Source organism: Streptomyces sp. WZ-12 (assembly GCF_028898845.1).
Taxonomy (GTDB): Bacteria; Actinomycetota; Actinomycetes; order Streptomycetales; family Streptomycetaceae; genus Streptomyces.
Map to the genome: position 1 here is coordinate 8485237 of NZ_CP118574.1, position 25334 is coordinate 8510570.

Annotated in this window: 19 protein-coding genes and 3 pseudogenes; 13 read left to right on the forward strand and 9 right to left on the reverse strand. The window is 71.4% G+C overall.

Going from position 1 to position 25334, the window contains the following annotated elements; translation table 11 throughout:
- The first annotated feature begins 48 nt into the window (after positions 1–48).
- The 5 genes from pabB to PV796_RS37220 are packed head-to-tail and all read left to right on the forward strand — an operon-like array spanning position 49 to position 8346.
- Complete coding sequence (pabB, locus tag PV796_RS37200) at positions 49–2157, forward strand: aminodeoxychorismate synthase component I (protein WP_274918162.1); 2109 nt, start codon at positions 49–51, stop codon at positions 2155–2157.
- The gene (locus PV796_RS37205; RefSeq protein WP_274918163.1) at positions 2154–3050 is read left to right on the forward strand and encodes a prephenate dehydrogenase/arogenate dehydrogenase family protein; all 897 of its coding nucleotides are present in this window, start codon (positions 2154–2156) and stop codon (positions 3048–3050) included. The genes pabB and PV796_RS37205 overlap by 4 nt, the downstream gene beginning before the upstream one ends.
- Positions 3047–4294, forward strand: coding sequence for an aminotransferase class I/II-fold pyridoxal phosphate-dependent enzyme (locus PV796_RS37210; RefSeq protein WP_274918164.1), 1248 nt, complete (start codon positions 3047–3049; stop codon positions 4292–4294). Before PV796_RS37205 ends, PV796_RS37210 begins: the two co-directional genes overlap by 4 nt.
- Positions 4291–5163 carry a N5-glutamine methyltransferase family protein gene (locus tag PV796_RS37215; protein WP_274918165.1) on the forward strand — a complete coding sequence of 291 codons (873 nt, stop codon included), beginning with the start codon at positions 4291–4293 and terminating at the stop codon, positions 5161–5163. The genes PV796_RS37210 and PV796_RS37215 overlap by 4 nt, the downstream gene beginning before the upstream one ends.
- A gap of 12 nt (positions 5164–5175) precedes the next feature.
- Complete coding sequence (locus PV796_RS37220; RefSeq protein WP_274918166.1) at positions 5176–8346, forward strand: amidohydrolase family protein; 3171 nt, start codon at positions 5176–5178, stop codon at positions 8344–8346.
- A 147-nt stretch (positions 8347–8493) separates the two neighbouring features.
- Here PV796_RS37220 and PV796_RS42500 read toward each other — a convergent pair.
- Together PV796_RS42500 and PV796_RS37230 are read right to left on the reverse strand one after the other, a co-directional pair.
- Positions 8494–9126, reverse strand: a pseudogene (locus tag PV796_RS42500) (helix-turn-helix transcriptional regulator); the annotation flags it as partial.
- Between the two features lie 994 nt (positions 9127–10120).
- Positions 10121–10231: pseudogene (locus tag PV796_RS37230) on the reverse strand (3-hydroxyacyl-CoA dehydrogenase family protein); the annotation flags it as partial.
- Positions 10232–10333: 102 nt separating this feature from the next.
- Here PV796_RS37230 and PV796_RS37235 point away from each other — a divergent pair.
- A pseudogene (locus tag PV796_RS37235) lies at positions 10334–10536 on the forward strand (IS701 family transposase); the annotation flags it as partial.
- A gap of 179 nt (positions 10537–10715) precedes the next feature.
- Here the strand turns inward: PV796_RS37235 and PV796_RS37240 are convergent.
- The gene (locus PV796_RS37240) at positions 10716–11123 is read right to left on the reverse strand and encodes a DUF3592 domain-containing protein (RefSeq protein WP_274918168.1); all 408 of its coding nucleotides are present in this window, start codon (positions 11121–11123) and stop codon (positions 10716–10718) included.
- A gap of 278 nt (positions 11124–11401) precedes the next feature.
- Here PV796_RS37240 and PV796_RS37245 point away from each other — a divergent pair, with 278 nt between their 5' ends.
- Positions 11402–12250, forward strand: coding sequence for an alpha/beta fold hydrolase (locus PV796_RS37245; protein WP_274918169.1), 849 nt, complete (start codon positions 11402–11404; stop codon positions 12248–12250).
- A gap of 201 nt (positions 12251–12451) precedes the next feature.
- On the opposite strand, the gene PV796_RS37250 is transcribed toward PV796_RS37245, so the two are convergent.
- Positions 12452–14128: an ABC transporter ATP-binding protein gene (locus PV796_RS37250; RefSeq protein ID WP_274918170.1), complete on the reverse strand. Its 1677-nt coding sequence runs from the start codon at positions 14126–14128 to the stop codon at positions 12452–12454.
- Positions 14129–14636: 508 nt separating this feature from the next.
- Here PV796_RS37250 and PV796_RS37255 point away from each other — a divergent pair.
- The 6 genes from PV796_RS37255 to PV796_RS37280 all read left to right on the forward strand — a co-directional run bounded on the left by PV796_RS37255 (position 14637) and on the right by PV796_RS37280 (position 20481).
- Complete coding sequence (locus tag PV796_RS37255; protein ID WP_274918171.1) at positions 14637–14777, forward strand: hypothetical protein; 141 nt, start codon at positions 14637–14639, stop codon at positions 14775–14777.
- A 298-nt stretch (positions 14778–15075) separates the two neighbouring features.
- Entirely contained in the window at positions 15076–15876 is an 801-nt protein-coding gene (locus PV796_RS37260) for a lysophospholipid acyltransferase family protein (protein WP_274918172.1), read from the forward strand.
- Between the two features lie 190 nt (positions 15877–16066).
- Entirely contained in the window at positions 16067–16813 is a 747-nt protein-coding gene (locus tag PV796_RS37265; protein ID WP_274918173.1) for a class I SAM-dependent methyltransferase, read from the forward strand.
- 427 nt (positions 16814–17240) lie between these two features.
- The gene (locus PV796_RS37270) at positions 17241–18260 is read left to right on the forward strand and encodes a proline racemase family protein (protein ID WP_274918174.1); all 1020 of its coding nucleotides are present in this window, start codon (positions 17241–17243) and stop codon (positions 18258–18260) included.
- Between the two features lie 157 nt (positions 18261–18417).
- Complete coding sequence (locus PV796_RS37275; RefSeq protein WP_274918175.1) at positions 18418–19026, forward strand: TetR/AcrR family transcriptional regulator; 609 nt, start codon at positions 18418–18420, stop codon at positions 19024–19026.
- 51 nt (positions 19027–19077) lie between these two features.
- Positions 19078–20481 carry an NAD(P)-binding protein gene (locus PV796_RS37280; RefSeq protein ID WP_274918176.1) on the forward strand — a complete coding sequence of 468 codons (1404 nt, stop codon included), beginning with the start codon at positions 19078–19080 and terminating at the stop codon, positions 20479–20481.
- A gap of 92 nt (positions 20482–20573) precedes the next feature.
- Here the strand turns inward: PV796_RS37280 and PV796_RS37285 are convergent, their stop codons facing one another.
- From PV796_RS37285 to PV796_RS37305, 5 genes are all read right to left on the reverse strand, one after another.
- Positions 20574–21095: a GerMN domain-containing protein gene (locus PV796_RS37285; RefSeq protein WP_274918177.1), complete on the reverse strand. Its 522-nt coding sequence runs from the start codon at positions 21093–21095 to the stop codon at positions 20574–20576.
- Positions 21095–22531 (reverse strand): sensor histidine kinase, encoded by a 1437-nt coding sequence (locus PV796_RS37290; protein ID WP_274918178.1) that lies wholly within the window; start codon positions 22529–22531, stop codon positions 21095–21097. The genes PV796_RS37285 and PV796_RS37290 overlap by 1 nt, the downstream gene beginning before the upstream one ends.
- Before the next feature lie 11 nt (positions 22532–22542).
- Complete coding sequence (locus PV796_RS37295; protein WP_274918179.1) at positions 22543–23235, reverse strand: response regulator transcription factor; 693 nt, start codon at positions 23233–23235, stop codon at positions 22543–22545.
- Positions 23236–23361: 126 nt separating this feature from the next.
- A complete protein-coding gene (locus PV796_RS37300) occupies positions 23362–23970 on the reverse strand; it encodes a GerMN domain-containing protein (RefSeq protein WP_274918180.1) in 609 nt (202 codons plus the stop codon).
- Between the two features lie 98 nt (positions 23971–24068).
- Positions 24069–25325, reverse strand: coding sequence for an acyltransferase family protein (locus PV796_RS37305; protein WP_274918181.1), 1257 nt, complete (start codon positions 25323–25325; stop codon positions 24069–24071).
- Positions 25326–25334: the final 9 nt, after the last annotated feature.

Genomic DNA, 25334 nt, shown 5'->3' on the forward strand with positions numbered 1-25334 from the left:
GGAAAAGGGAAAGCGGATTTCCGGCCGTTTCTGGAGGGTTGCCGTGCCATGCGGACTTTGCTCATAGACAACTACGACTCGTTCACCTACAACCTCTTCCAACTGCTCGGCGAGGTGACCGGTCGCGCGCCCGTGGTGGTCAGGAACGACGCCGAACTGCCGGACCGGCTGACCGAACGCTTCGACGGCATCGTCGTCTCGCCCGGCCCCGGCAACCCCGCGCGCGCCCGCGACTTCGGCATCAGCGCGCGAGCCGTCAAGGAGAGCGGACTGCCCGTCCTGGGGGTGTGCCTGGGGCACCAGGGGATCGCCCAGCTCTTCGGCGGCACGGTCGGCCTCGCCCCGGAGCCGGTGCACGGACGCAGCTCCCTCGTCCACCACACCGGCGAGGACCTCTTCGCGGGGCTGCCCTCGCCGTTCTCCGCGGTGCGCTACCACTCGCTCGTCGTCACCGAACTCCCCGACGACCTGGAGCGCGTCGCCTGGACCGCGGACGGCCTGCTGATGGGCCACCGGCACCGGCGGGCGCCGCTGTGGGGAGTGCAGTTCCACCCCGAGTCGATCGCCAGCGAACACGGCCGGCAGTTGCTCGGCAACTTCCGCGACCTCGTGCTCGGCACCTCCGCCGGGGCTCCGACGGCCCCGCCCGCGCCCGCCGCGCCGCCCGCCGCCGCGCCGCCGGCGGACGCGTCCCTGCGGCTGCACGTCCGGAACGTCCCCCACGAGCCGGACGCCGAGACCGCCCACCGGGAGCTGTTCGCCGGCTCCGCCCGCTCCTTCTGGCTGGACAGCAGCGAGACCGACTCCCGGCGCGCACGCTTCTCCGTCATGGGCGACGACCGCGGACCGCTCGCGGAGTACGTCAGCTACGACGTCACGACCACGACCGTGACGGTCCGCCGCGCAGGCGGCATCGTGGAGCACGTCCGCCGGGGCTTCTTCGACTACCTCGCCGACCAACTAGCCCGCCGGGCGCTGCCGGTGCCCGAGGGCCTGCCCTTCGGATTCAACCTCGGCTACGTCGGCTACCTCGGCTACGAGCTGAAGGCCGAGACCTCCGGTGCCCGCGTACACCGGGCCGAAACCCCCGACGCGGCCCTGCTGTTCGCCGACCGCGCCCTGGTCATCGACCACGAATGCGGCCGCTGCCACCTGCTGGCACTGAGCACCGCCGACGACCCCGCGCCCGCGCTGGACTGGCTGGACGCCACCGAGCGCCGGCTGCGCTCGCTCGACGGCCCGGCGCCGACGGACGCCGACGCCGGGCCGCTGACCGGCACCGGGGCGACCGACCTGCGGCGACTGACCAGTGCCCACGCCCGGCACGACCGGGACGGCTACCTCAAGCGCATCGCCAAGTGCCTGGACGAGATCCGCGCCGGCGAGTCGTACGAGATCTGCCTGACCAACACCGTCACGGTGGAGGAGGAGATCGACCCGCTGCGCACCTACACCCGGCTGCGCCGGATCAGCCCGGTGCCCTTCGGCGCCTACCTGGGCTTCGACGACGTCGCAGTGCTCAGCGCCTCCCCGGAACGGTTCCTCAGCGTGAGCGCCGCGGGGACCGTGGAGTCCAAGCCCATCAAGGGGACCCGCCCGCGCGGCCGTTCACCGGAGGAGGACGAGCGGCTGCGGCGGGACCTGGCGACCAACGAGAAGGACCGCGCCGAGAACCTGATGATCGTGGACCTGGTGCGCAACGACCTGAACGTGGTGTGCGAGATCGGCTCGGTGCACGTCCCGGTCCTCTTCGACGTGGAGAGCTACGCGCCGGTCCACCAGTTGGTCTCCACGATCCGCGGCACCCTGCGCCCCGGGGAGAGCGCGGTCGGCTGCGTCCGCGCGGCCTTCCCCGGTGGCTCGATGACCGGGGCGCCGAAGGTCCGCACCATGGAGATCATCGACCAGCTGGAGGAGGGCCCCCGTGGCGTCTACTCAGGGGCGCTCGGCTGGTTCGCGCTCTCCGGGGCCGCCGATCTGAGCATCGTCATCCGGACGCTGGTCGCCGCGGGCGGACACCTGAGCCTCGGGGTGGGCGGCGCGATCGTGGCGCTCTCCGACCCCGCCGAGGAGTACGAGGAGACCGTGGTCAAGTCGCGGGCCGGGCTGACCGCCGTAGCGGCGGCCCGTCGGCCCGCCGGTGAGGGAGGATCGTGAGCACGACCGAAGTCCGGCTGCTGCAACGGTGCCTGGTGATCGGCGGCGCGGGGGCGGTGGGCGGCATGTTCGTCCGGCTCCTGACGGCCTCGGGCGCCCAGGTGCGGGTGGCCGACCCCGCGGGCGGCGAGATGACCGATGACGCCGCAGCCCCGGGGCCGGCCCTGGTGGCGGAGGTGCGCCGCGCAGACCTGGTGCTGCTGGCACTGCCCGAACGCGCGGCGCTGGCCGCACTGCCCCGGCTCACACCGCACCTGCGCACCGGTGCCCTGGTCGTGGACACGCTCTCGGTCAAGCGGCAGGTGGTCGCCGCGCTGAGCGCCCTCGGCGGCGTCGAGGCGGTGAGCCTCAACCCGATGTTCGCCCCCTCGCTGGGCATGGCAGGCAACCCGGTCGCCGCCGTCGTCGTCCACGACGGCGAGGCGGCCGCGGAACTGCTGCGTCTGCTGGGGGAGTGGGGTGGCCGGGCGGTACGGGTCACCGCCGAGGAGCACGACCGGCTCACCGCCGCGGCCCAGGTGCTCACCCACGCGACCGTACTCGGGTTCGGCCTCGGGCTCGCCGAACTCGGCGTCGGAGCCCGGGAACTGGCGGCCCTCGCGCCGCCCCCGCACACCACCCTGCTGGCGCTGCTGGCCAGGATCGCCGCCGGCTCGCCGGAGGTGTACTGGGACGTGCAGGCCGCCCATCCACACGGTGCCGACGCCCGCGCCGCACTGGCCGCGGGCCTCCGGCGGCTCGCCGACCTCGTCGACCGCGACGACGAGGCCGGGTTCGGCACCGCGCTCGACGCCGTCCGGGACGTGCTGGGCGACGAGCTGACGCCGCACGCCGAGATCTGCGTCCGGCTGTTCGCCGGACTCCCCAACCGCTCCCGAAACGAGGCGACATGACCGAGCCACCCACGTCCACCCGCCCCGCCAACTGGGTCGACTCCCGCATCAGCCGGACCTCCGACGCACTGGACCGCGCCTTCGACGAGGGACTGACCGGCCACGTGGTCACCGGCCACCGGGGTAAGCGGGTCACCCTGGAGGACGGCAGCGAGGCGCTGGAGTTCGTCTCCTGCTCCTACCTCGGGCTGGAGGAGCACCCGGCGCTGGTCGGTGCCGCCGAGGAGGCGCTGCGTCGTTTCGGTGTGCACCTGTCCACCTCGCGCAACCGGATGCGTCCGCACTACCTCGGCGAGTTGGAGGAACTGCTCGCCACCATCTACCGCGGCAACCGGGCGGTCGCCTTCACCTCCGTGGGCACCGTCCACCTGGGGCTGCTGCCGCTGCTGGGCGCCGGCGCGCTGCCCAGCTACCCGGTCGCGCCCGCCGGGGTGGTGTTCCTCCTGGACCGCACCGCGCACTCCTCGATGCAGGTGCTGCGCGGCGTACTGGGCCAGATCGGGCCGACCCGACGCTTCGACGTCGAGACCCCCGGCTCCCTGGAGACGGCCCTGCGCGAGAGCACGCAGGACGGCCGGACCCCCGTCGTGCTGATCGACGGCGTCGGTTCGATGGGCGGCCTGATCGACGTGACCGGTGTGCGGGCCGCGCTGGAACCCTACGGCGGACACCTCTACATCGACGACGCGCACGGGATCTCCATCGCGGGCCGGTACGGCGCCGGTTACGCCTTCGACGCCTTCGGCGACCAGCTTCCGCCGCACGTGGTGATCGCCGGCTCGATGTCCAAGGCGTTCGGCGGCTCCGGCGGGTTCGCGCTGGTGCCCGACGAGGCGGACGTGCGGGTACTGCGGAAGTTCGCCAACCCGCTGGTGTTCGGCCACTCCCTCATGCTGCCGCTGCTGGCAGCGAACGTGGCCTCGGCGCGGCTGCACCTGGACGGCGAGGTCGCCGCGCTCCAGGAGCGGCTGTGGCGCAACGCCGACGCCTTCGACGCCCTGACCGGCGGGCGGCTGGTCAACGCGGGCCTGCGCTCCCCGGTCCGCGGGGCCGCGTTCCCGACCGAGGAGGCGGCGTTCCGCACGGCGGCCGCGCTGAAGGAGGCCGGCGTGCTGATCCTGCCCGCCTTCTTCCCCACCGTCGCCAGGGGCACCGGGCTCGTCCGCTTCGCCCTCTCCTCCCTCCACGAGCCCGAACACCTGGAAACCGCCGCGAAGATCCTCGAAGGGATGGTGACCGGATGAGCACCCGGGCACGCACCCTCGCCACCGTCCTGGACGACGCGACGCGGACGCTCGCCGCCGCCGGGATGTGGGCACCGCGCGAGGACGCCGAGAAACTCCTCGCCCACGCCGTACGGCAACGGGCCGGCGTGCCGCTGCCGGACGACCTGCCGGTCGACGACGCGGTGTTCGCGCGGCTCGGGGAACTCCTCGCCCGCCGGGCGGCCCACGAGCCGGTGGAGTACCTCACCGGACGCGCGACCCTCGGCGGCATCGAAGTCGCCGTCGGGCCAGGGGTCTTCATCCCCCGCAGGCACACCGAGCCGCTGCTCGCCTGGGGCCTGGAGGTGCTGCGGGACGTGGCAAAACCGCTGGCCGTCGATCTGTGCACCGGTTCGGCGGCGATCGCGCTCGCCGTCGCGCACGCCCGGCCGGAGGCGGCGGTGCACGCGGTGGAACTCGACCCGACGGCGCTGGAGTGGGCCCGCCGCAACGCCGACCGGCAGGCCGAGCAGGGCGACACCCCGATCCACCTGCACACCGCCGACGTCACCGACCCGGCGTTGCTCCGCGACCTCGACGGCTCGGTCGATCTGCTCCTGGCCAATCCGCCCTTCGTCGTCGAGGGCCGTGAACTGCCCCCCGAGTGGCAGCAGCACCAGCCCTGGCCGGCGCTGTTCTCGGGGACGGACGGGCTGGTGGTCATCCGCGCGGTGGTCACCGCGGCCACCCGACTGCTGCGCCCCGGCGGGGGCGTCGCCATCGAGCACGACGACGACCAGGCCGAGCCCGTGATGACGCTACTGCGCGCGCAGGGCGTCTTCACCGAGATCGACTTCGGCGTGGACCACGGGGGCTCGCCCCGCTACACGACCGCCCGCAGAAAGTGACGAGGAGCACGCATGGAACAGGAGCCGCCACGGGGCAGGTCACGCCGCCGCGTCCTGCAGGAGGGCGGTGGCCTCCTCGCCGCCGCCGGGCTGCTGGGGCTGGCGCCCGGCGTCCCGACGGCAGCGGCCACGCCGGCCGGCCGGGCCGTCGGTGACCACGGTGAGCACGGCGCAGACGGTGAACGGTCCATCACCATAAGGGAGAACGCCAACCTCGGCGTCGCCGCCGCCCCCGACGGCCGCCGGCTGGCGGTGGACGTGGCGGGCGGCATCTGGGTGCTGCCCGCCACCGGCGGCCGGGCCCGGCGGATCACGCCGTTGAACCACGACGCCACCCGGCCCCACTGGTCGCCGGACGGCACCCGGATCGTCTTCCAGTCCTTCCGGGACGGCGTCTACCAGGTCTGGTCGCTGCGGCCGGACGGCACCGACCTGCGGCAGCACACCAGCGGCGCCGGCTACGACCTGGAGCCGCGGTGGTCCCCGGACGGACGGCGGATCGCCTTCGCCTCCGACCGCGGCAACCGCAGCCGGATCTGGGTACTGGACGTGGCCGACGGCGCGCTGCGGGCGGTCACCGAAGCCGACACCGTGCACGCGGCCCCGGCCTGGTCGCCCGACGGCACCCGGCTCGCCTACGTGGTCGGCGGCACCGTCATCGAGGCGGTGGACCTGGGCTCGATGCGGCGCACCCGGCTCGCCGCCGCACCGGGCGAGGCGCAGCTCTACTCGCCCGTCTACCTCCCCGACGGCGGAGCGGTCAGCTACGTCCAGGCGGACGGCGGCGAGACCGTGCTGAAGGTGGCCGACCGCACCGTGGTCGCCGGCGAGGACCTGCCGCCGCTGCCGGTGTCGTGGACCTCCGCGACCACGTTCGTCCACACCGCCGGCGGCCGGATCCGCCGCGGCACGGTGAACGGGCCGTCCCAGGACGTCCCGTTCACCGCCGAACTGCCGCTCGCCATCCGCCGGTACCGCCGCACGCCCCGCGACCTGACCTCGGACGCACCGCGCCGGGCCAAGGGCATCGCGGACCCGGTGCTCTCCCGCGACGGCCGACAGATCGCCTTCCGCGCGCTCAACGCCCTGTGGCTGTTGCCCGTCGGCGGCCGCCCCCGCAAGCTCCTCGACGACGGCTACTTCCACGCGGACCCGGACTTCACGCCGGACGGCCGCTGGCTGGTCTACGTCAGCGACCGCGCGGGCACCGCGCACCTGTGGCGGCTCGACCTGGCGTCCGGGCACACCGAGCGGCTCACCGATCTGCCCAACGGGCAGCTGACGCCGCGGGTCTCGCCCGACGGCACCCGGATCGCCTACCAGGACGAGTCGGGTGCCCTGTGGGTGCTGGACGTGGCCAAGGGCGCCACCCGCCAGGTGCTGCCCTCGCTCTACCAGCCGGGCCGGCCGGCCTGGTCGCCGGACGGGACCAAGCTCGTGCTGTCCGCGCTGCGGCCCTACTCGCGGCGCACCGAGACCGGCCACAACCAGGTGCTCACCGTGGACCTGGCCACCGGCGCGGTGCGCTACCAACCGATCGCGCCGGACCGCTCGTTGGCCACCCGCGGTGGCGACGGTCCGCTGTGGACCCCGGACGGCAAGCACCTGGTCTTTGGGGCGGAGAGCCTCGCGTGGCGGGCCCCGGTGGCCGCCGACGGCACCCTCACCGGCCCGCTGGTCGCGCTCACCTCGGAGGTCACCGACTCACTGTCGCTCAGCGGCGACGGCCGCGTCCTGCTCTACCTGTCCAACGGGCTGCTGCGCACGGTCGGCCTCGACGGGGGCACCGCGTGCACCGTCACCGCCGACCTCACCTACCGCCCGGCCCGGGTCAGCGAGCCCGTCGTCGTACGGGCCGGTGCCCTGTGGGACGGCACCTCCGAGCAACTGCGCCCCGCCACGGACGTGGTGGTACGGGACGGACGCATCGAGGCCGTCACCCCGCGCTCGGCCGGCGCGCGGGGCGCGCACGTGGTGGACGCCTCGCACCTGACCGTGCTGCCCGGCCTGATCGACACGCACAACCACTGGAACATGCGCGGCAAGCAGTGGGGCGACCGCCAGGGCCGGCTCTGGCTCGCCTACGGCGTGACCACCAGCCGGTCGCCCGGCGACCCCGCCTACCAGATGGTCGAGAACCGGGAGGCGATGGCGGCCGGTACCCGGGTCGGCCCCCGGTACCTGGGCTCCGGGGAAGCGCTCGACGGCACCCGGGCGTCGTACAACTGCATGCGCACCACGATGTCCGCGGAGCAGTTGGAGCGGGAGCTGGACCGCGCGGAGGGGCTGGAGTACGACCTGCTCAAGTCCTATATGCGGCTGTCGCCCGGGCACGAACAGCGGGTGGTGCGCCGGGCCCACGCCATGGGCGTCCCGGTCACCTCGCACTATCTCTACCCGGCCGCCCACACCGGTCTCGACGGGATGGAACACCCCGGCGGCGGGCACCGACTGGGCTACTCCCGCACCCTGAGCTTCGCGGGCGTCCACATGGCGCAGGACGCCGTGGAGGTGCTGGCGGCGAGTGGGATGTGGGTCTCCTCCACGACCATCTTCGCCGCCGAACTCTTCGTCGGCGACCGGTCGTTGATCGACGACGAGCGCACCCGGGTGCTGTATCCCGACTGGGAGTACCGGCGTCTGGTGGCGAAGGCCGACGGCGCCCGGAACCCCGGGCCGGAGACCGACCTCAACCGCCGGCTGACCAGGGGCATGGTGGACGCCCTGCTCCGGGTGCAGCGGGCCGGCGGACTGGTGGTGTGCGGCACGGACGCCCCGCTGGACGACATCGGCATCAGCATCCACCAGAACCTGCGGGCACTGGTGAAGTACGGCTTCACCCCACACCAGGCCCTGCGCACCGCCACCGGCAACGCCGCCCGCGCGCTGGGCTACGGGGACCTGCTGGGCGCGGTGGAGCCCGGCCGGATCGCCGACCTGATCGCCGTCGAGGGCGACCCGCTGACCGACATCGCCGCCACCGCCGCGGTCCGCACGGTCATGGTCGGCGGGGTGGCCCGCTCCGTGTCCGAGATCCTCGCCCCGTTCCGGCGGTCCGCGGTACGCGCCGCCGGGCCCTCCGATGCCGTGACGGTGCGGCCGGCGGCACCGTCCGCCGCCCACGATCCGCGCCACTACTGGCACCAGCCGGAGTGGAGCCGCAAGGGCTGCTGCCGGCCCTGACCCTCCCGTCCCTCGCCGCACCCGCGGCGGGGGACGGCTGCGGGCCCGGCCGCCGTCCGACGGGGCGCCGGGCTGCCGGGGGCGCGCCTGGTACGCGGCCCGGTATGCCGAGGCCGACATGCCGAACTGCTTCTTGAACATCCGTTGGAAGTGGCTGAGTTCGCGGTAGCCCACATGGCGGGCGATGTCGGTGACCGACGTGCCGGTCTCCCGCAGCATCCGCTGCGCCTCCCGCAGTCGCAGCGCCGTGACGAAGTCGATGAACCGCCAGCCGGTCTGCTCCTTGAAGCTGCGGGAGAAGTGCCACTGGCTCATGTACACGGTGCGCGCGACCCGGCCCAGCGTGACGTCGCTGTCCGCGTAGTTCTCCCGCAGGAACCCGATAGCACTGCGAATGCTCGCCGACAGTTCGAGCCGATCCGGATCGGGCAGCTGGCCAGCCGGCCCGGACTCCGGGTCCGTGTCCGTGTCCGGGCCCGGCGCGTCGCGCACGGCGGGTGGTGCCGCGCGCCGTTCGACCAGGTGGACGCGCTGGCCGGCGTGCCGGTAGCCGGGCAGGGTACGGATCAGCTGGCACGGCGGGCAGATCTCGATCCCCGCTGGACCGATCGTCACCCGGCAGTCGTGCAGCCAGGGCTGCACGCGGGGCCAGACGAACCGGGCAGCCTCGCTGTACAGTTCCGCGGTCAGCAGCCGCCCGGCGCGGTCCGAGATCTCCCGCCACAGCGGCCCCGGCAGCGTGACGGGCAGCACCGCCGCGTCCGCCCTGGCCGCCCACATCCGCTCGATCCCGATCTGCCCGGGGTCCAGCGCCAAAACGAGCGCGCACAGGCCGTCGTAGACCCGCCGGTGCACCCGGCGGTCCAGGCGGAGCGTGAACAGGCCGCCGACGACGTCCCCGTCCGTGTGCCGGCCGTCGAACACCACCACCTCGGCCGGCTCCAGGGCGGTGCCGGCGCTGAAGTACGTGGGGAAGTCCGTGATGCCGAGCAACTGCGCGTTGTAGTACGCCACCAGCTCGCTCAGGGAGTTGCGCCGGTTGTTGAGGAACACCGCCGCGCTCAGCCCGGTTAACTCCACGCTGCGCGCGAGGGCACGGTCCGGGTCGTCCGTCAGGTACACGGCGCTGCGCCCGTTCGCCAGCGCGTGCTCCGCGATGAGCAGCGCGCCCAGTGTGGCGTCGCTGCCCGGCGGAAGGTCGAGCTCGATGTCCACGGCGGCGGCCCGGACCAGATACCGGTCGAGGACGTCCTCCGCCGTGCCGGGCTCTCGTCCCCCGAGCCGGTTCGGGAGTGGCGCTACGTGCCGGGCGACTCCCCGGGAAGCGGCCACTTCATGCCCTCCGTGCACGTGCCTCGGAGGCCGCACGTCTGCCGTGCGGCCAACGGATATGCGTTCTTCCGAAGGCGGTGCGGTGCCACGTGGTCAAGGCGGCCCTCTCGTTCCCCCTGTGGGGCATGCCGCAACGAGCGCCCGGAACCGCCGGGACATGATGCGGTGGCTTCCCCCGAATCCCCCTGGCGCTGTCCGGCCCGCCGGCCGATGCCCCCTTCGAGAGGGGATGACACCATCGGTCCCGTCGCGGCGTCAACCCTCTCCCGGCCCCGCACCTTCAGCGATGCCGTTCTCCACCCCGGGGCGACACTACTCGGCACCGGCGCACCCACACGCGCCGAGTCGCCCCAACTCCCGCCGTTCCACAGAGATTTGACGACGCACCAGCACGACACACCGGCGCGACGGCCCGACACGACGACCCGAGTACGACGGACAAGTACGAGTAGAACCCCGACCCGCTCTTGCGCCCCAACCGCCCCGCGTCCACCATCCACTGAAGCAACGGCGGCGCGGCGTAGAGCGGTTCCTTGTACTCCTCGTACAGGCTGACGATGCGGGCGACTGCCGCCCTGACCTGTGGATTTCGGCCTCGTTCGGGGCTTACGGGACGCCCAGGGATTTCTCAGAGACATTTGGTTGTGGATCTTGCCCCGATGCCACACTCGTGCGGCTCGCGAAGTTCCGCCGGCGGATCGAGCACGACCACCGCGAGCTGAAACAACCCCCGGGACTGGCCCACTTCAAGGCCGAACCTGGCGAGGCCGGCGCCACCACACCACCCTCGCCTCCGCCGCCCACGCCTTCTACACCCTCCAGCGCATGGCCCGAGCCCCCAAAGGAACGGCGCCAGCCCGACCCTCTACCGGATCGTCCGCGAACTACAGACCCTCCCCACCACCTGGACCGGCGCTACCCCACCAGTCATCGCGACATGTCCGCACTCACATCAACCCGACCAAACACCACTAATGATCAAGCCAGTTGAGGCGGGCCCCACAGGCGCGGCCACTCATCGACCGACCTGGGCGCCGTCACCTCACCTTCGACCACAGCAGTAGCGCGCCGCCCACGAAGGTCACGGTTCCGAAGACGCAGAAGGCGAGCACGCTGCCGCCTGCGTAGCCGTCGGTGGCCATTCGCTGAGGCTTGGCCGGATCGTAGAAGACCGTGACTGGCGTACCGGGGCGAAGTCTTGCGGACCGGCTTGTCTCGAACGAGGACCTGGTCTCCACCAGTTGGCCGTCGTCGGTCCGGTACTGCACGACTGGATGGTAGGACGTCCCCTCACCGCTGGAGTTCCGGTCCAACCGGATGACGGTGCCGGACGTCCGCGACCCGTTGCGGCGTAGCGATCGCCTCTTGTACAGGCTCCCGGCGCCCGCGCCGCCGAACACCGAGCCGAATGCCATGACGGATACCGCCCCCGCTATGGGCCCCATGCCCCCTCCTCTCCTCCTCGGCTGCGTTCTGCACACGTCGTGCGTGGCCGGTCCGTGACCTCACACGTACAGACGTGGCGCGGGAGCCAACAGTTTCCAACAGCCTCTCGAAAGGCCCTTTCAGACGTCCCATCAGAATCCTCCTACCCCGGTCAACTTGACCTTCGCAGGTCACCAGGCACTCCTGCATTTTCCCGAACGTCATCCACGGGCAGCAGCCGTGAATCTAGGTTTACTGTCAAGGGAGTTGACGTTCCTCGGCTTCGGGAGGATGGCCTATGACAGCCGTGCACGTGACCGTGTGGGATGACCGCGACCGGGGCGGAGGAGGCCGGGCCCCGACAGCTTCGAGAGCGTCGGCGGTCGCTGCCGCCCCCGCCCTCTTCATCCACAACATCTTCACCTGGGGCAGCGACTCCGCGTACGGATTTGCCGGGCAACGGCCGCTCGCGGACAGCCGGCGGCTGCTCCTGATGGATCGCCGGGGTTACGGCGACAGCCCGGACACCGCGCGCAGCGACTTCGACGTTGACGCCGAGGACGTCGTGGAGGTTCTCGGCGCGGGGGCCTCCGTTGTGGGGCTCGACGGCGCCCACCTCGTGGGGCACGGGAACGGCGCCGTCGCCGTGCTCATCGCCGCCGCGCGCCGGCCCGACCTCGTCCGTTCCCTCGCCCTCATCCAGCCCTCCGCCTTCACCGCCGCCGCGCACCATCCACGCGTCGCCGAACTCCTCGACCGGGTGTGCGACGGCGTCCCGGGCCTCCCCGACGGCATCACGCCGGAGCAGTATCTGCGCGCGTCCACCGAGGGGTTGGGGATGGCGATGCCGGAGCCCACGTCGCGCCGGCTCCGTGCCGTTGCCACCTCCATGGGGGAGCGGCCCATCTGGGAGGCGGAGATCCCGCTGGCGGCGATCCGGGGCGCCGCCCTGCCGGTTCTGGTGATCTGCGGAACCTGGGAGCGCGCGCCGGCGGCGTACCGCGAGCACGTGGGGCCTCCCCTCATGGCCGTGGCCGAGTCCCTCACGGACTCCCTCGGGGGCCGTCTGCTGCGGGTGCCCGGGTACTACCCGCACACCCAGGAGCCCGCCGCCGTCAACGCCGCCCTGCGGGAGCTCTGGGGCTGACCCAGTGCCGCAACGGCTACGAGCCCCGCGCGGCTCAGTGTTGACCCGGCCGCAGTCGGTCTCAACTTCGAAGCCCTCGTCATGAAGAACGTCGTCGATGACCGCCCGCTGTCCGAGTAGCCCCCAACGAAGCTGGGCGGGGCGGCCGTGCGGCCCCCGCGTGCAGTGCCTGGCTGGGCGCCTGGCTGGCCGCTGGCCGTGCTATGGGGTGTTGGGGGCATGGGTGGGGGCGACGGGTAGGACGAGGTCGGCCTCGGCGGCCAGTCGGCGGTCGTGGGTGATCAGGAAGGTGGTCCGGTCGGCGGCCAGTCTCCGCAGTGGTTGGAGCACCCGTTGCGCCGACGCATCGTCAAGTCCCGTGGTGGGCTCGTCCAGGATCAGTACCGGGGCGTCGCGGACGAGGGCCCGGGCGATGGCCAGGCGTTGACGTTGCCCGCCGGAGAGCAACCGCCCGTTCGCGCCGACTTCGGTGTGGTAGCCGTCCGGGAGACTGGCGATGAAAGCGCCCAGGTCGGCGTCCTCCGCGGCGCGTTGGATCTCCTGCTCGGTGGCGCCGGGACGGCCGTAGGCGATGTTCTCCCGGATGCTGCCGCTGAACACGAGGGTCTCCTGCGGGACCAGGGTGACGGCGTCACGCAGGGCGGGCAGTGGCAACTCCGCGATGTCCTGGCCGTCCAGGCGGATGGTCCCGCTGGTCGGGTCGTAGAGGCGCAGCAGGAGCTTGGCGAAGGTGGACTTGCCCGCCCCGCTCGGGCCGTCCACCAGGACGAGTTGGCCGGGCCAGGCGGTGAAGGTGAGGGTGTCCAGGATGGGTCGGCGAGTGCCTGGGTAGCGGAAGCCGACCCGTTCGAAGGAGACCACCCCGCGCGGGCGGGGGCCGGGCGGGGCGGGCGTGATGTCCGTGCGGTGCCTGGCGCTGAGCAGGGCGTGCGGGTCGTGCCGGTCGCGCACCGTGGGCGCGACGTCGAGGACTTCGAAGACCCGCTCCGCCGCCGAGGTGCCGGAGGCGAGCGCCATCTGGAGCGAACCCAGTGACTGGATCTGCGGGTAGAGATAGCCGAGGTAGGCGGCGAGTGCCAGCAGTCCGCCCAGGCTGAGCCGCCCGGCGGAGATCTCCCAGGCGCCGGCGGCCACCACGCCGAGTACGCAGACCGTCTCCACCAGGGAGGCCAACGGCTGGTAGGCGTAGGAGAGTCGGTACTGCCGGATGACGCTGTGCATCCAGTTGACGCTTTCCCGGTGTACCTTCGCGCTCTCGGTCGGCTGGCGGTTGTACGCCTGCACCAACGGCATGTTGGCGATGCTCTCCGCCAACACGGAAGTGAGCACGCCGTTGCTGTCCCGCTCGGCGCGGGAGGCGACCCGGATGCGCCCCGCGAACGCCTTGGTACTCAGCCAGAACAGCGGCGCGGCGGCGAAGCAGATCAGGGCCAGGTCCCAACGGATGTAGAGGGCCGCGCCCGCGAAGAAGACGATGTTGGCGCCCGCGGTGAGCACGGTGACGGGTGTGCCCACGACCAGATGCTCCAACTCGTCCACGTCGGAGGTCAGTCGTTCCACCAGGTCGCCCGTCGGCCGATTTTCGAAGAAGTCGGGGGAGAGCCGCTGGACGTGGTGGAAGAGTCGGTCCCGCACCCGGCGCAGGAAGTGCTCGCCGACCCAACTCTGGGTGTAGCTCGCGACGAAGGTGCCGAGACTGCCCACCACGGAGAGCGCCAACCACACCCCGGCGGGCGCCCAGACCCCGCCGAAGTTGCCCGTCACCAGAACGTGGTCGGTGAGGTAGTCGAATACCTGGATGGTGCCCACCTCACACGCGGTGGCGAGGAGCGAGGCGGCCAGGACGAGCAGTAGACGCCAACGCCAGGTACGGGCCAACGGCCACAGTCGACGGTACGCGGTATGTGCGGAAAGTCGGGCCCGCGAGCGTCGCCCCGAGGTTTTCTGGCGCGGCTCGGAAACCAGGGGAATGAGGAGAGTGTTGTCGCGCATAAGGGCACCGACGATAACCCATGAAAATGCGGTTCCCTGGTTAATGCAATTCTCATGAAGTTTCACACAGTCTCATGGAGTGGGTGTGCTCGACGGCCTTCTGTGAAGGTCGCATGAGGGAGATGTGGGCATATTGGTGCAGGTCAGGGCCGTGCACGTGCCCATCCGCGCCTCTTTGGATTCACAGGTTCGCGGCTCCGGCACACAGCCTGTTCATATATTTCCTGGTGAGGGCGATGTGGCTGTCGCGCTTTTCTGTGAACCGGCCAGGGTGTGCGGCGATCGCGGTCGAATTCCCTTGCCAAGGGCTTGTAGTGTCCTTCTCGTTGCTGGAAATCGGCAACGACGAAAAGCACGGCGCGCATCCTGCGCCGCGAGAAAGAAGGAGCCAGTCATGGCATTTCTCAAGCTGAACCCGCTCGCCCTCCGCGAACACCGTCGTCCCCGGCCGAAGAAGGACGCGTGCAAGCCGCACCCGAAGCACCACCACGGTCGGCACCACGAGTTCGGTCTGCCGAAGAAGCAGGCCCGCTAAGCAAGGCCGCTAAGCAAGGCCGCTAAGCAGGTCCGCTGACACCGCACCGCCTTGCGGGCACGTCACAGGCATCTCGTGGGCGCCTCGTAGGTGCTGCGAGGCGGGGCTGTCACGGACACGGACAGGGCGGGGACGTCGCATCCGGCGGCGTCCCCGCCCTGCCGCGTTCCCCGCGTGCAGCGGTGCCTGGCGGCGAGGGGTGGCTCATTTGTCACTCTCCCCGTGATCCCTACCAACAAGTAGCGTGCCTCGGCACAAGGTTCGCCAGGCACGGGGGAGTGAGGGAGGAATCGCTGCGGTGCTCTACGCGTTCGTCAGGGCCGTGCTGTTGGTGCCGTTGTTCCGTTGGCTCTTCCGACTGCGGGTCGAGGGGATGGAACACATCCCACAGACAGGGCCGGCAGTCATCGCGGGGAACCACCTGTCGTTCTGTGATCAGTTCCTGACGGTGACGGTGACCCGGCGCAAGATCACCTACCTGTGCAAGAAGGAGTACTTCACCGGTCGGGGCCTCAAAGGCGCACTGACCCGCGGCTTTTTCCGCGGCTGCGGGCAGATCCCGGTGGACCGCTCGGGCAAGGAAGCGGGACAGGCCGGGGTCGAGGCGGGCCTACGGGTGCTGCACTCGGGCGAGTTGCTCGGCATCTTCCCGGAGGGGACGCGCTCGCACGACGGGCGGATGTACAAGGGCAAGGTCGGAGTGGCCATGATGGCGCTCGAATCAGGCGCGCCCGTGATCCCCTGCGCGGTGATCGGCACGTTCGAAGCACAGCCGGCCGGGCGGCGGTTGCCCCGTCCGGCACCGCTCACGATCCGCTTCGGGACGCCACTGGACTTCTCCCGGTACGCGGGGATGGAGGAGTCCCGCGAGGTGCTCCGGGCGGTCACGGACCAGATCATGTACGCGATCATGAAACTGTCGGAGCAGGAGTACATCGACAGGTACGCCGCCGAGGCGAAGGCCGAAGCGACGAGCGGAGCGACGACCGGAGCGACGACCGGAGTGACGACGGGGGCGCACGCGCAGGGAACGGCGGCGCGGGAGGGCGACCCGACGAAGGCGCCCCGCAGGCCAGTTGCCGCCAACCAGTCGAACTGACCCTTCCGGCCATTTCCGTAGCACCGGGCCCGTGAGCCCGCCCGCTACACCTCGGCGTGGCGCGCACCGCATTGCGCACGTCACTGCGTGCCACGCCGAGACCGTCTCCTCGATCCACGGTCGACGGCGCACCGGCCGGGGCTCAATTACGCCCTGATGGTGGCTGGTTGCCCTCACTACGGTGCCGTGCGTGGCCAACTCATACGCCGCGCTCTCGCGGCACTACGACCTCATCATGACCTCGGGCTACTACGACTACGGCGCCTACGCCCGCGCCCTCGTCACCGAACTCGGCGACCACAAACGCGTTCTCGAACTCGGCGTCGGCACCGGCCTGGTCTGCGAAAGCCTGCTGGAACTGAGCGGAGCCGACCTGCGGCTCACCGGGATCGACCACACCGAGAGCATGCTCGCCCAGGCGCGGGCCCGGCTCGGAAACCGCGTGCAACTGATCCGCCAGGACATCGTGGAAATGGCGGCGCCGCCGGTCTTCGACGCCGCCTTCTCCGTGGGCGGCATCTGGTACGGGACCCAGGCCCCAGAGGGCGGCGAGCTGTGCAGCCACCTGCTGAAAGAGGACGACGACATCAGGGCACTGAAGAACGTGTGCGCAGCCATCCGCCCCGGCGGGCCGCTGCTCCTGGCCGTCCAGCAAGCGCACCGGAACTACCAACGCCCCCTGCCCGGCGGCCTGGTGTACGCCCAGGAGATCCGCCCCGAAGGCGACCGGTTCGTGAAGGACTACTTCGTCCGGAAGGCGGGCGAGGTCGTCGCCCACCAGCGCTGCGAGTTCCGCGCCTACCCACAGGACCGGGCCGACCGCCTGCTGGCCCAGTGCGGTTTCCACTTCGAGCGCGCCACCGAGGACGGGCTGCTGCGGCGCTACGCGAGGGAAGCGGCGACGCCGCGACCGCAACGGACCCACCCGCCCCGCTGAACACCCTCAACTTGCGGTCCCCGCGGCGCACTTGAGCAGTGCGATCGGTGCGGCAAACGCCCCGGCCCCATCCGTTAGCGGGCCACCGGCTCGTCCGTGCACCCTCCCCGGCCACCCGGCAGCAGTACCGCCTCGTGCCGGTCGCATCACGGCGCGGACAGTAGCGAACACAGCCTGCCCAAGCATCCCAGGGAGCTCCTACTCCTTGGAGACGTAGGCCCTCGGACTGGTGCGCGTAGCACCGCCGGGGGCCGCTTCGTTTCCTCTTCGCTTCCTCTACGAAGCCACCGATGCCCCGCCACCGTACCTCACGACAAAGTGCGCCGGGACGTGGCGGGAAGAGCGGCCGGAAAGCTATGCAATTGTCTGCGGCAGTTGCACAGTTGGTTCACCCCTCACCCCCCGTATGCAGCCTTGGGAGGGCGCCATGACTATCCTTCAGGTCTCCACCACCGACTACCACACCGCCGGTGAACCCTTCCGCATCGTTCCCGAACCGCCGGTCGCCATCGAAGGCGCCACGGTCGCCGAGCGTCGCATGTTCGCCATCAACCATCCCGAGGTGGACGACCTGCGCAAGTTGCTGTGCTGCGAGCCGCGCGGACACGCAGACATGTACGGCGGTTTCCTCACCCCACCCGACGACGAAGTAGCCCACTTCGGGGTGGTGTTCTGGCACAAGGACGGTTTCTCGACCGCGTGCGGACACGGGTCCATCGCGCTCGCGGTCTGGGCCGTGCAGACCGGCCGGGTCGCCCGCGACCCCACCGGCGTCACCACCGTCGTCATCGACGTCCCCTCGGGGCGGGTCACCCTGCGCGTGCGCTCCGCCGGCGAGCGCATCACCGGCGTCGACTTCCTCAACGTCCCCAGCTACCGGCTGGCCGAACACGTCACCGTCGCCACCTCCCGCGGAGATGTCGTCGTCGACATCGGCTACGGCGGTGCCCTCTACGCCCAACTGAACGTCGCCGGCGTCGGATTGGCCGTCACGCCCGCCCACTACACCGACCTCATCGCGATCGGGCGCGAGGTGAAGAGGGCGCTCGACTGCACTGAGCACGCGCAGCACCCCGTCGACGACCGCCTCAGCGGCATCTACGGCACCATCCTCTACGCCGACCTCGGCTGTGACGAGAACGGCAACCCGCATCAGCGCAACGTCACCGTCTTCGCCGACGGGCAGGTCGACCGGTCCCCGTGCGGTTCCGGTACCTGCGCACGCGTCGCGGTGCTCGCGGCCGCCGGTCGCCTCACGCCAGAGCAGACCCTGGTCCACGACTCGATCGTCGGCACCCGCTTCCACGCGCGGATCGCCGGGCAGTTGATCACCGACGGGCACCCCGCCGTCGTCCCGCAGGTCACGGGAACGGCATACCGCACCGGCGAGCACCGCTTCGCACTCGATCCCGCAGATGACCTGGGCACCGGCTTCGTACTGCGGTAGCCGAGACCGACTAGTAGAGGCGACGCTGACCTGGGGGTACGCGCTTATCTGGAGTTGACTACTCCAGATATACCGTGGGCTCATGAACGGAACGGAAGCCCCCGCACCCCGTGGCCCACGACGCCTGAGGCGTGATGCCGAGGCCAACCGGCAGCGCGTGCTCCGGGCCGCGCGCGAGGTGTTCGCCGAACGAGGGCTGGGGGTGAACCTTGACGACATCGCTCGCCACGCCGGTGTCGGGGTTGCGACCTCCTACCGGCTCTTCGGCAACAAGCAAGCGCTGATCAACGAGCTGTTCCAAGACCGCGTCGACGCCTTGGTGGAGTGTGCCGATCAGGCTCTGACGCATGACGACGCCTGGGAGGGGTTCGTCGAACTGCTGACCATGACGTTGGAGCAGATGGCGGCCGATCGCGGACTGCGAGAGGTCGTCTTCTCCGAGGTCGGGGGCCGTCCCGAGGTGGCACAGGCACGCCGCAAGTTCGTTCCGGCAGCCGACGCGGTGATGCGCCGCGCGCAGGACGCGGGCCTGCTGCGTCCGGACTTGGCGACGACCGACCTGCCCCTCATCTTCCAGATGCTGAGCCGCGCGATCGACCACACCCTGCCTGTCTCCAGCGCGGTGTGGCGGCGCTACCTGGTGATCGTCCTGGACGGTCTGCGCGCCCGCCCCGGACTGACGGACATGCCGGTGGGCGCCCTCACGACAGCCGAGGAAGAGCAGGTGGCCGGCTTCAACCCGACCGGTCACCGTGGGTCGGGCTGAGCACGGCCGACCCCCAACCTCCGAAAACAACCACGCAAAGGACGGCATCCCATGAAACCGACAGCTCTTGAGGTCGACTACCTGATCGTTGGGGCCGGGGCCATGGGCATGGCCTTCGCCGACACCCTCATCACCGAAACCAACGCAACGGTGGCGATTGTCGACCGCTACGACCAGCCCGGCGGGCACTGGACGGTCTCCTACCCCTTCGTGCGCCTGCACCAGCCGTCGGCCTTCTACGGCGTCAACTCCCGTGAACTGGGCAGTGGCACGGTGGACCAGCACGGTTGGAACGCCGGTATGCACGAGCTGGCCTCGGCCAGCGAGATCCTGGCCTACTTCAACCAGGTGATGCACAAGACGCTGCTGCCCAGCGGACGAGTCTCCTACTTCCCCAAGTCGTGCTACGACGGCCCGGATCCACAGCGGCCCGATGTCCAGCGCTTCCACTCCATCGTCAGCGGGGACCGCTTCGAGGTCACCGTCAAACAACGGACCGTGGACGCCACCTACATGAACGTCACGGTGCCGGCCATGGTGCCGCCCGGATACGAGGTCGCCCCCGACGTCCGCGTGATCACCCCCAACCAACTGCCCGCCCTACAGGACAAGCCCGCCCACTACACCGTCGTCGGAGCGGGAAAGACCGGCATCGACGCCTGCCTGTGGCTGCTCGGCCACGGTACCGATCCCTCCGACATCACCTGGATCATGCCCCGCGACTCCTGGCTGCTCGACCGCGCCCACTGGCAGCCCGGAAGGCACGATGCCGAAACGGAAGCGGCCCGCCTCAACGCCGTGGCCGAGGCCAACACGGTCCAGGAACTGTTCGCACGGCTTGAGGACAGCGGCGTGCTGCTGCGGCTGTCACCCGACGTCGAGCCGACCGCCTTCCGCTGCGCGACGGTCGCCCGCGCCGAACTCGATCAGCTACGCCGCATCGACAACATCGTCCGCCACGGCAGGATCAAGCGCATCGACGCGCACGCGATCGAACTCGACCAGGCCACCGTCCCCGCGCAGGCCGGCACCCTCTACATCAACTGCACCGCCGACGGCCTGGAGCGACGGCCGACGGTGCCGGTGTTCGACGGCCCGCGCATCACGCTGCAGGCGGTGGTTCCCTGCCAGCAGGTGTTCAGCGCCGCACTCGTCGCCCACGTCGAGGCGAGTGACGTCGACGACGCCACCAAGAACGTCCAGTGCCCGCCCGCGCAGCACCCCAACTCGGCCCTGGACTGGATACAGTTCTTCGGCGACGTCCAGGAGCGGGTCATGCGATGGACCGCCGACCCCGCACTCCTCGAATGGCTCAGGGACTGCCGGCTTATGGGCCGGAAGCTCCCCGAGTTCTCCCCCGAGCAACGGGCCGCGCTCCTCCCCATGTTCCAGGCCCAGAAGGTGAAGCTGGCGGAGTTCCGCGACCAGGCAAACGCAGTCGCGGCGGTGAACTGACCGCCGCTGCGACCCGCACGCCGAACCACGCCGGCGACGCCGGGTGTGGTGGGCGTGCCGCATGAGCGGACCGGTCACGAACCTCTTCGGGCTCAAGGACTCGCGCACGCCCCCGTGTTGACTCCGCCGCCCTCGGGACGGTGGAGTCTGATGCGGGCTTCCTGGGGCCTGGTGCCGTGGGAGAGGGCGACGGCGTCGGCGGTGGTGCAGAGGAGTTGGCGGAGGGCGGTGGGGTTGGCCGTCCAGTGGGGCGGGACGTAGACGTCGGCCAGGTTGGGTTTTCGGGTGACAGCGGTCGGTGCGGGGGTGCCTGGCGGGATGAAGCTGATCAGGCCGCGGCCGCGCTCGGCCGGGTCGGGCCCCGCCACGAGCCGCTCCATGGCGGCCTGGAGGGTGTCTGGGCCGCGGTAGGGGCGGGAGACGCGTTCGAGGCCGAGGGGGGAGGAGAAGTAGACGTGCACGGCGGCGGCCGGATGGCCGCCCGGCGCGGGGAGCCCGGAGGCCGGAGCCCCGGCGTCGAGGGGGCCGGTGTTGTCGATGCCGCACGCGGTGAGGGACGACGCCAGGCAGAGGACGAGGAGGGCCGGGAGCGTCGCGGTTACCGCGCGCGGCATCATGCCGGCTCCTGGGGCAGGGTGAGGGTGAACACCGCACCTCCGGCCGGTGCGTTGGCGGCGGTGAGGGTGCCACCGTGCAGGCGGGCGTTCTCCGCCGCGATGGCGAGGCCGAGGCCGCTGCCCTCGCTGCGGGTCCGGGCCGCGTCCCCCTTCGTGAAGCGGTCGAAGACGTGCGGCAGGACGTCCTCCGGGATGCCTGGCCCGCCGTCGGTGACGGTGAGGACCAGCCGGCCGTCCGAGGCCCGGGCCCGTACGTCGACCGGTACGGACGCGCCGCCGTGCCGCAGGGCGTTGCCGATGAGGTTGGCGAGGATGACGTCGACGCGTCGGGGGTCGAGCCGGGCGCGCAGCCCGGGCGGTACGTCCAGGGAGACCCGGTCCTGCCAGTGCCGCAACGCGAGGGTCTTGCGGGCGAGTTCGCCGATGTCGATCTCGTCCAGGTCCAGGACGGCGGCGCCCGCGTCGAAACGGGAGATCTCCATGAGGTCCTCGACCATGCGGACCAACTTGTTCGTCTCGCCGGCCACCAGTTCCAACGCCTCGGAGGTCTCCGGATCCAGTCGTCCGGAAGCCGCGTCCTTGTCCAGGATCCCCGTCACGGCGGTCATCGCGGCGAGCGGTGTGCGCAGTTCGTGGGAGACGTCCGAGGCGAAGCGGCGCGCCCGGGTCTCCATGGCGCGCAGCGTGGTGGCGTCGGCCTGGAGGGTCGCGGCCATGGTGTTGAACGTGCGGCCGAGGTCGGCTAGTTCGTCGTTGCCCGTGACGTGGATCCGGGTGTCGAGAGCGCCCTCGGACATGTTCTCGGCGGCCGTGCGCAGTTGCCGTACGGGACGCAGGACGCGGCGGGCCGCCAGCAGCGCCGGGATGATCGACAACACGACCACGGGCAGCGCGCCGGCGCGCGCGGCGGAGACCAGGGCGGCGACGTCCTGTTCCTCATGGGCGAGGGAGAAGGAGGCGTAGACGACCAGTCCGGAAGGTTCGGACGGTCGGCCCTCGCGGGTGACCGGCAGGGCCACCGCCAACCAGGGTTCCCCGCCGCGGTGAAAGCGTTGGACCACGGCGGTGCGTGCCGAGGCGGCGTTGGCGCGCAGACCTTCGGGCAGGACGGGGGCGGTGCTCGCGGCGGAGACGAGGGCGCCGTCGCGGTAGGCGGCCGCGGTGCGCCAGCCGCGGGAGCCGCCGGCCCGGTCGACCTGGAGTGCGAGGGCGCGCAGGTCCGTCGCGGTGGGCGCGTACGGCAAGTCGGGTGCGAGCGAGCCCACTTGGGCGCGCAAGTCATGCACGGCGCTGTCCCGGGCGCGGTCCAGGATGGCCGACCGTGCCTGGCGGAAGGTGAGGGCGGCGGCGCACAGCGCGCTGAGCGCGGAGACCAGGAGGAAGGCGACGACGAGCCGGGTGCGCAGGCCCTGCGGCAGGCGGCGGCACCTCACACGGCGGCGTCTCACAGCGGTCCGAAGCGGTAGCCGAAGCCGCGCACGGTCTGGACGTAGCGCGGGTTGCGCTGGTCGTCCTCGATCTTGGCGCGCAGCCGCTTCACGCAGGCGTCGACGAGCCGCGCGTCGGCGTAGTAGCTGTGCTCCCAGACCTGTTCGAGGAGTTGCTGGCGGCTGTACGTACGGCCGGGGGACGCGGAGAGGAAGAGCAGCAGCTTCAGTTCGGACGGGGCGAGCGTCAGTTCCTGGCCGCGCTTGTGCACGCGCATCGAGACGCCGTTGATCTCCAGGTCGCCGTGGACCAGGAGTTGGCCGGGGGCGTCCGCGTCGGGTTGCGCGGGGGCGACGCGGCGCAGCACCGAGCGCATCCGCGCCTCGATGACCTCCCCGCTCGCGGGCTTGATGATGTAGTCGTCGGCGCCGGCCTCCAATCCCACCACGACGTCGATGTCATCGTCCCGGGCGGAGAGGATCACGATGGGCAGTTGACTGGTCTCGCGGATCCGACGGCACACCTCCAACCCGCTCATGCCAGGCAGCATCAGGTCGAGCAGCACGATGTCCGGCGCGAACGGCGCGAGCGACTCCAGGCCGTCCTCGCCGGTGGCCACCGCCTCCGTCTCGTGGCCGCTGCGGCGCAGCCCCAGTTCGACGCCGCGACGCACGGCGGGATCGTCCTCGATCAGCAGGACGCGTGTCATGGACCGGTCCTCTCCTTTCGCTCGTCGGCGCATCCGCTCCCCCGGAGCAGCTCGCAAAGGGGTGCCATGGGCGGATTTACGGCGAAGATACACAGGCGATGCAGGTGGTACGGGGAGTTCGGGGAGTCAGTGACGCGCGCGCGGCGCCCCCACCGGGACGGCCGCGCCCGTCTCGTCGCAGGTGACCGTCCACGGCTCCCCAGGCAGCCCGGACTCGTAGACCTGTACGACAACGTCCGTGGGCGGCCGGCCGCCCGCAACCCCCGGCGCCGCAGCGGCCGTGCACACCAACTGGTTCACCGCCGTCCGGTCCAACTCCGATACCAGCCACGGCAGTTGCAACGTCACCGTGCCGGGCGACGCCGCCTCGGCCCGGACCCGGTGCGTGCCGGTCGGCAGCGCCGTGCTGAGCCCGCGCTCCCGCTCGTCCCGGGTCGGTCCCGCCAACAACTCGTCCAGCGCCCGCTGCGGACCGGCACCTGCCGGCGCGGCGCGGGCGACGGGCCAGGTGCCGTTCGGGGCGGCGAAATACACCCGCACCCAGTGGTCGGCATGGGCGGCCCGCCCTCCTCGGGCCGGCGCGCCGGCCGCCTCCGGTCCGGTATCGGGGACCCCACAGCCGGCGAGCACCAAGCCGACGAGCAGCGCGGTCCCGACGGCGCGGGCCGGCCGAACTCCGCCCCAAGGCACCGCCTTCCACACCGCGCCCAACCGAACCACACCAGCTCCACGCATTCCGTAAGCAACCTTCGCCCTGTTCACCGGCCATGCCCCCGTCCTCCCGTACGCGCCCAGTTTCCCCGCCGGTCGTCCGGGCGCCGGGCACCTACCTCTCACGGCGCCGTCAACCGCCCGACGTCCACCGTCCCCGCGCCCGGGTTCGGTTGCGGTACGGCCGCCCAGACACCGGCCGCCACGCCGACGGCGACGACGACCGCGAACAGGCCCCGACGCCCGGTCGCCCACCGCACCCGGAACCGGACCGGGTCCTCCACCCACACCTTCGTCAGCCAGGCGGCCAACAGCGACACACCGATGGCGAAGGCGGTGCGCCCCCACCCGCCGACCCCCAACACCGTCTGCGGCAACAGCAGATAGACCAGCCAGTGCCACAGATACAGGCTGTACGACAGCTCTCCGAGACGGCGCGGGACGACACTGCCGGCCAGTCGGCCCGCGCGTCCGTCCGGTGCCTGGGCGAGCAGCGCGATCAACAGCGCGGCCGCCAAGGAGTGTACGAACAGCCCGCCCCGGAAGAGCCCGGGCGCGTTCTGACCGTCCGTCAGCACCCACGCCGCGCCGATGCCGCACACCAGCACCGCGCACATCCCATCCGCGACACGCCGGGGTATACGGGCCACCAGACTCCGCACCGGCGCCGTGGCCGCCAGCGCGCCCAACAGCAGGGAGAACGCCCGGGTATCGGTGCCCTCGTACGCCCGCGTCGTGTCCACCGCGCCGCCGAAGTGCAGCATCAGCGCGAGCGAGACCAGCGCCCCGGCGCCCGCGAGGACCGCGACCCGCCGGTGCCCGCCCCGCCCCCTCCCGACGCACGCCACCACCAGCGGCCAGACCAGATAGAACTGCCACTCGACGCCGATGCTCCACAGGTGCGCGAAGACCCGGGAGCCGGAGGCGTTCCAGTACCCGATCTGCTCGACGATGAAGTGCCAGTTCGCCGCCTGGGCCGCCACCCACGGCGCGTCTTCGAGGGCGAAGAGCAGTGCGGACGGCGACCCGAACGCCCAGGTGAGCAGCAGGGTGCCGACTCCGACGACGGCGAGCGCGGGCAACAACCGCCGCGCCCGCCGCCCCCAGAACGCGACCAGACCGGCCCGCCCCCGATCCGCCGCCTCGCGCAGCAGCAATCCCGTGATCAGGAAGCCGGACAGCACGAAGAACAGATCGACACCGAGGAAGCCACCGCTCAGGTGCCCGGCGTGGAAGAGGAGCACGGCGAACACGGCCAGCCCGCGCAGCCCGTCGAGCGGGGCGATGTGGGCGGCCCGAGGGCGTCCTGGGACGCGCGTACGACGGTGCGAGCCCGATACGGACGGGGGCGGGGACGGCGGCGAGGCTGATGACGACATGAAGGTCCA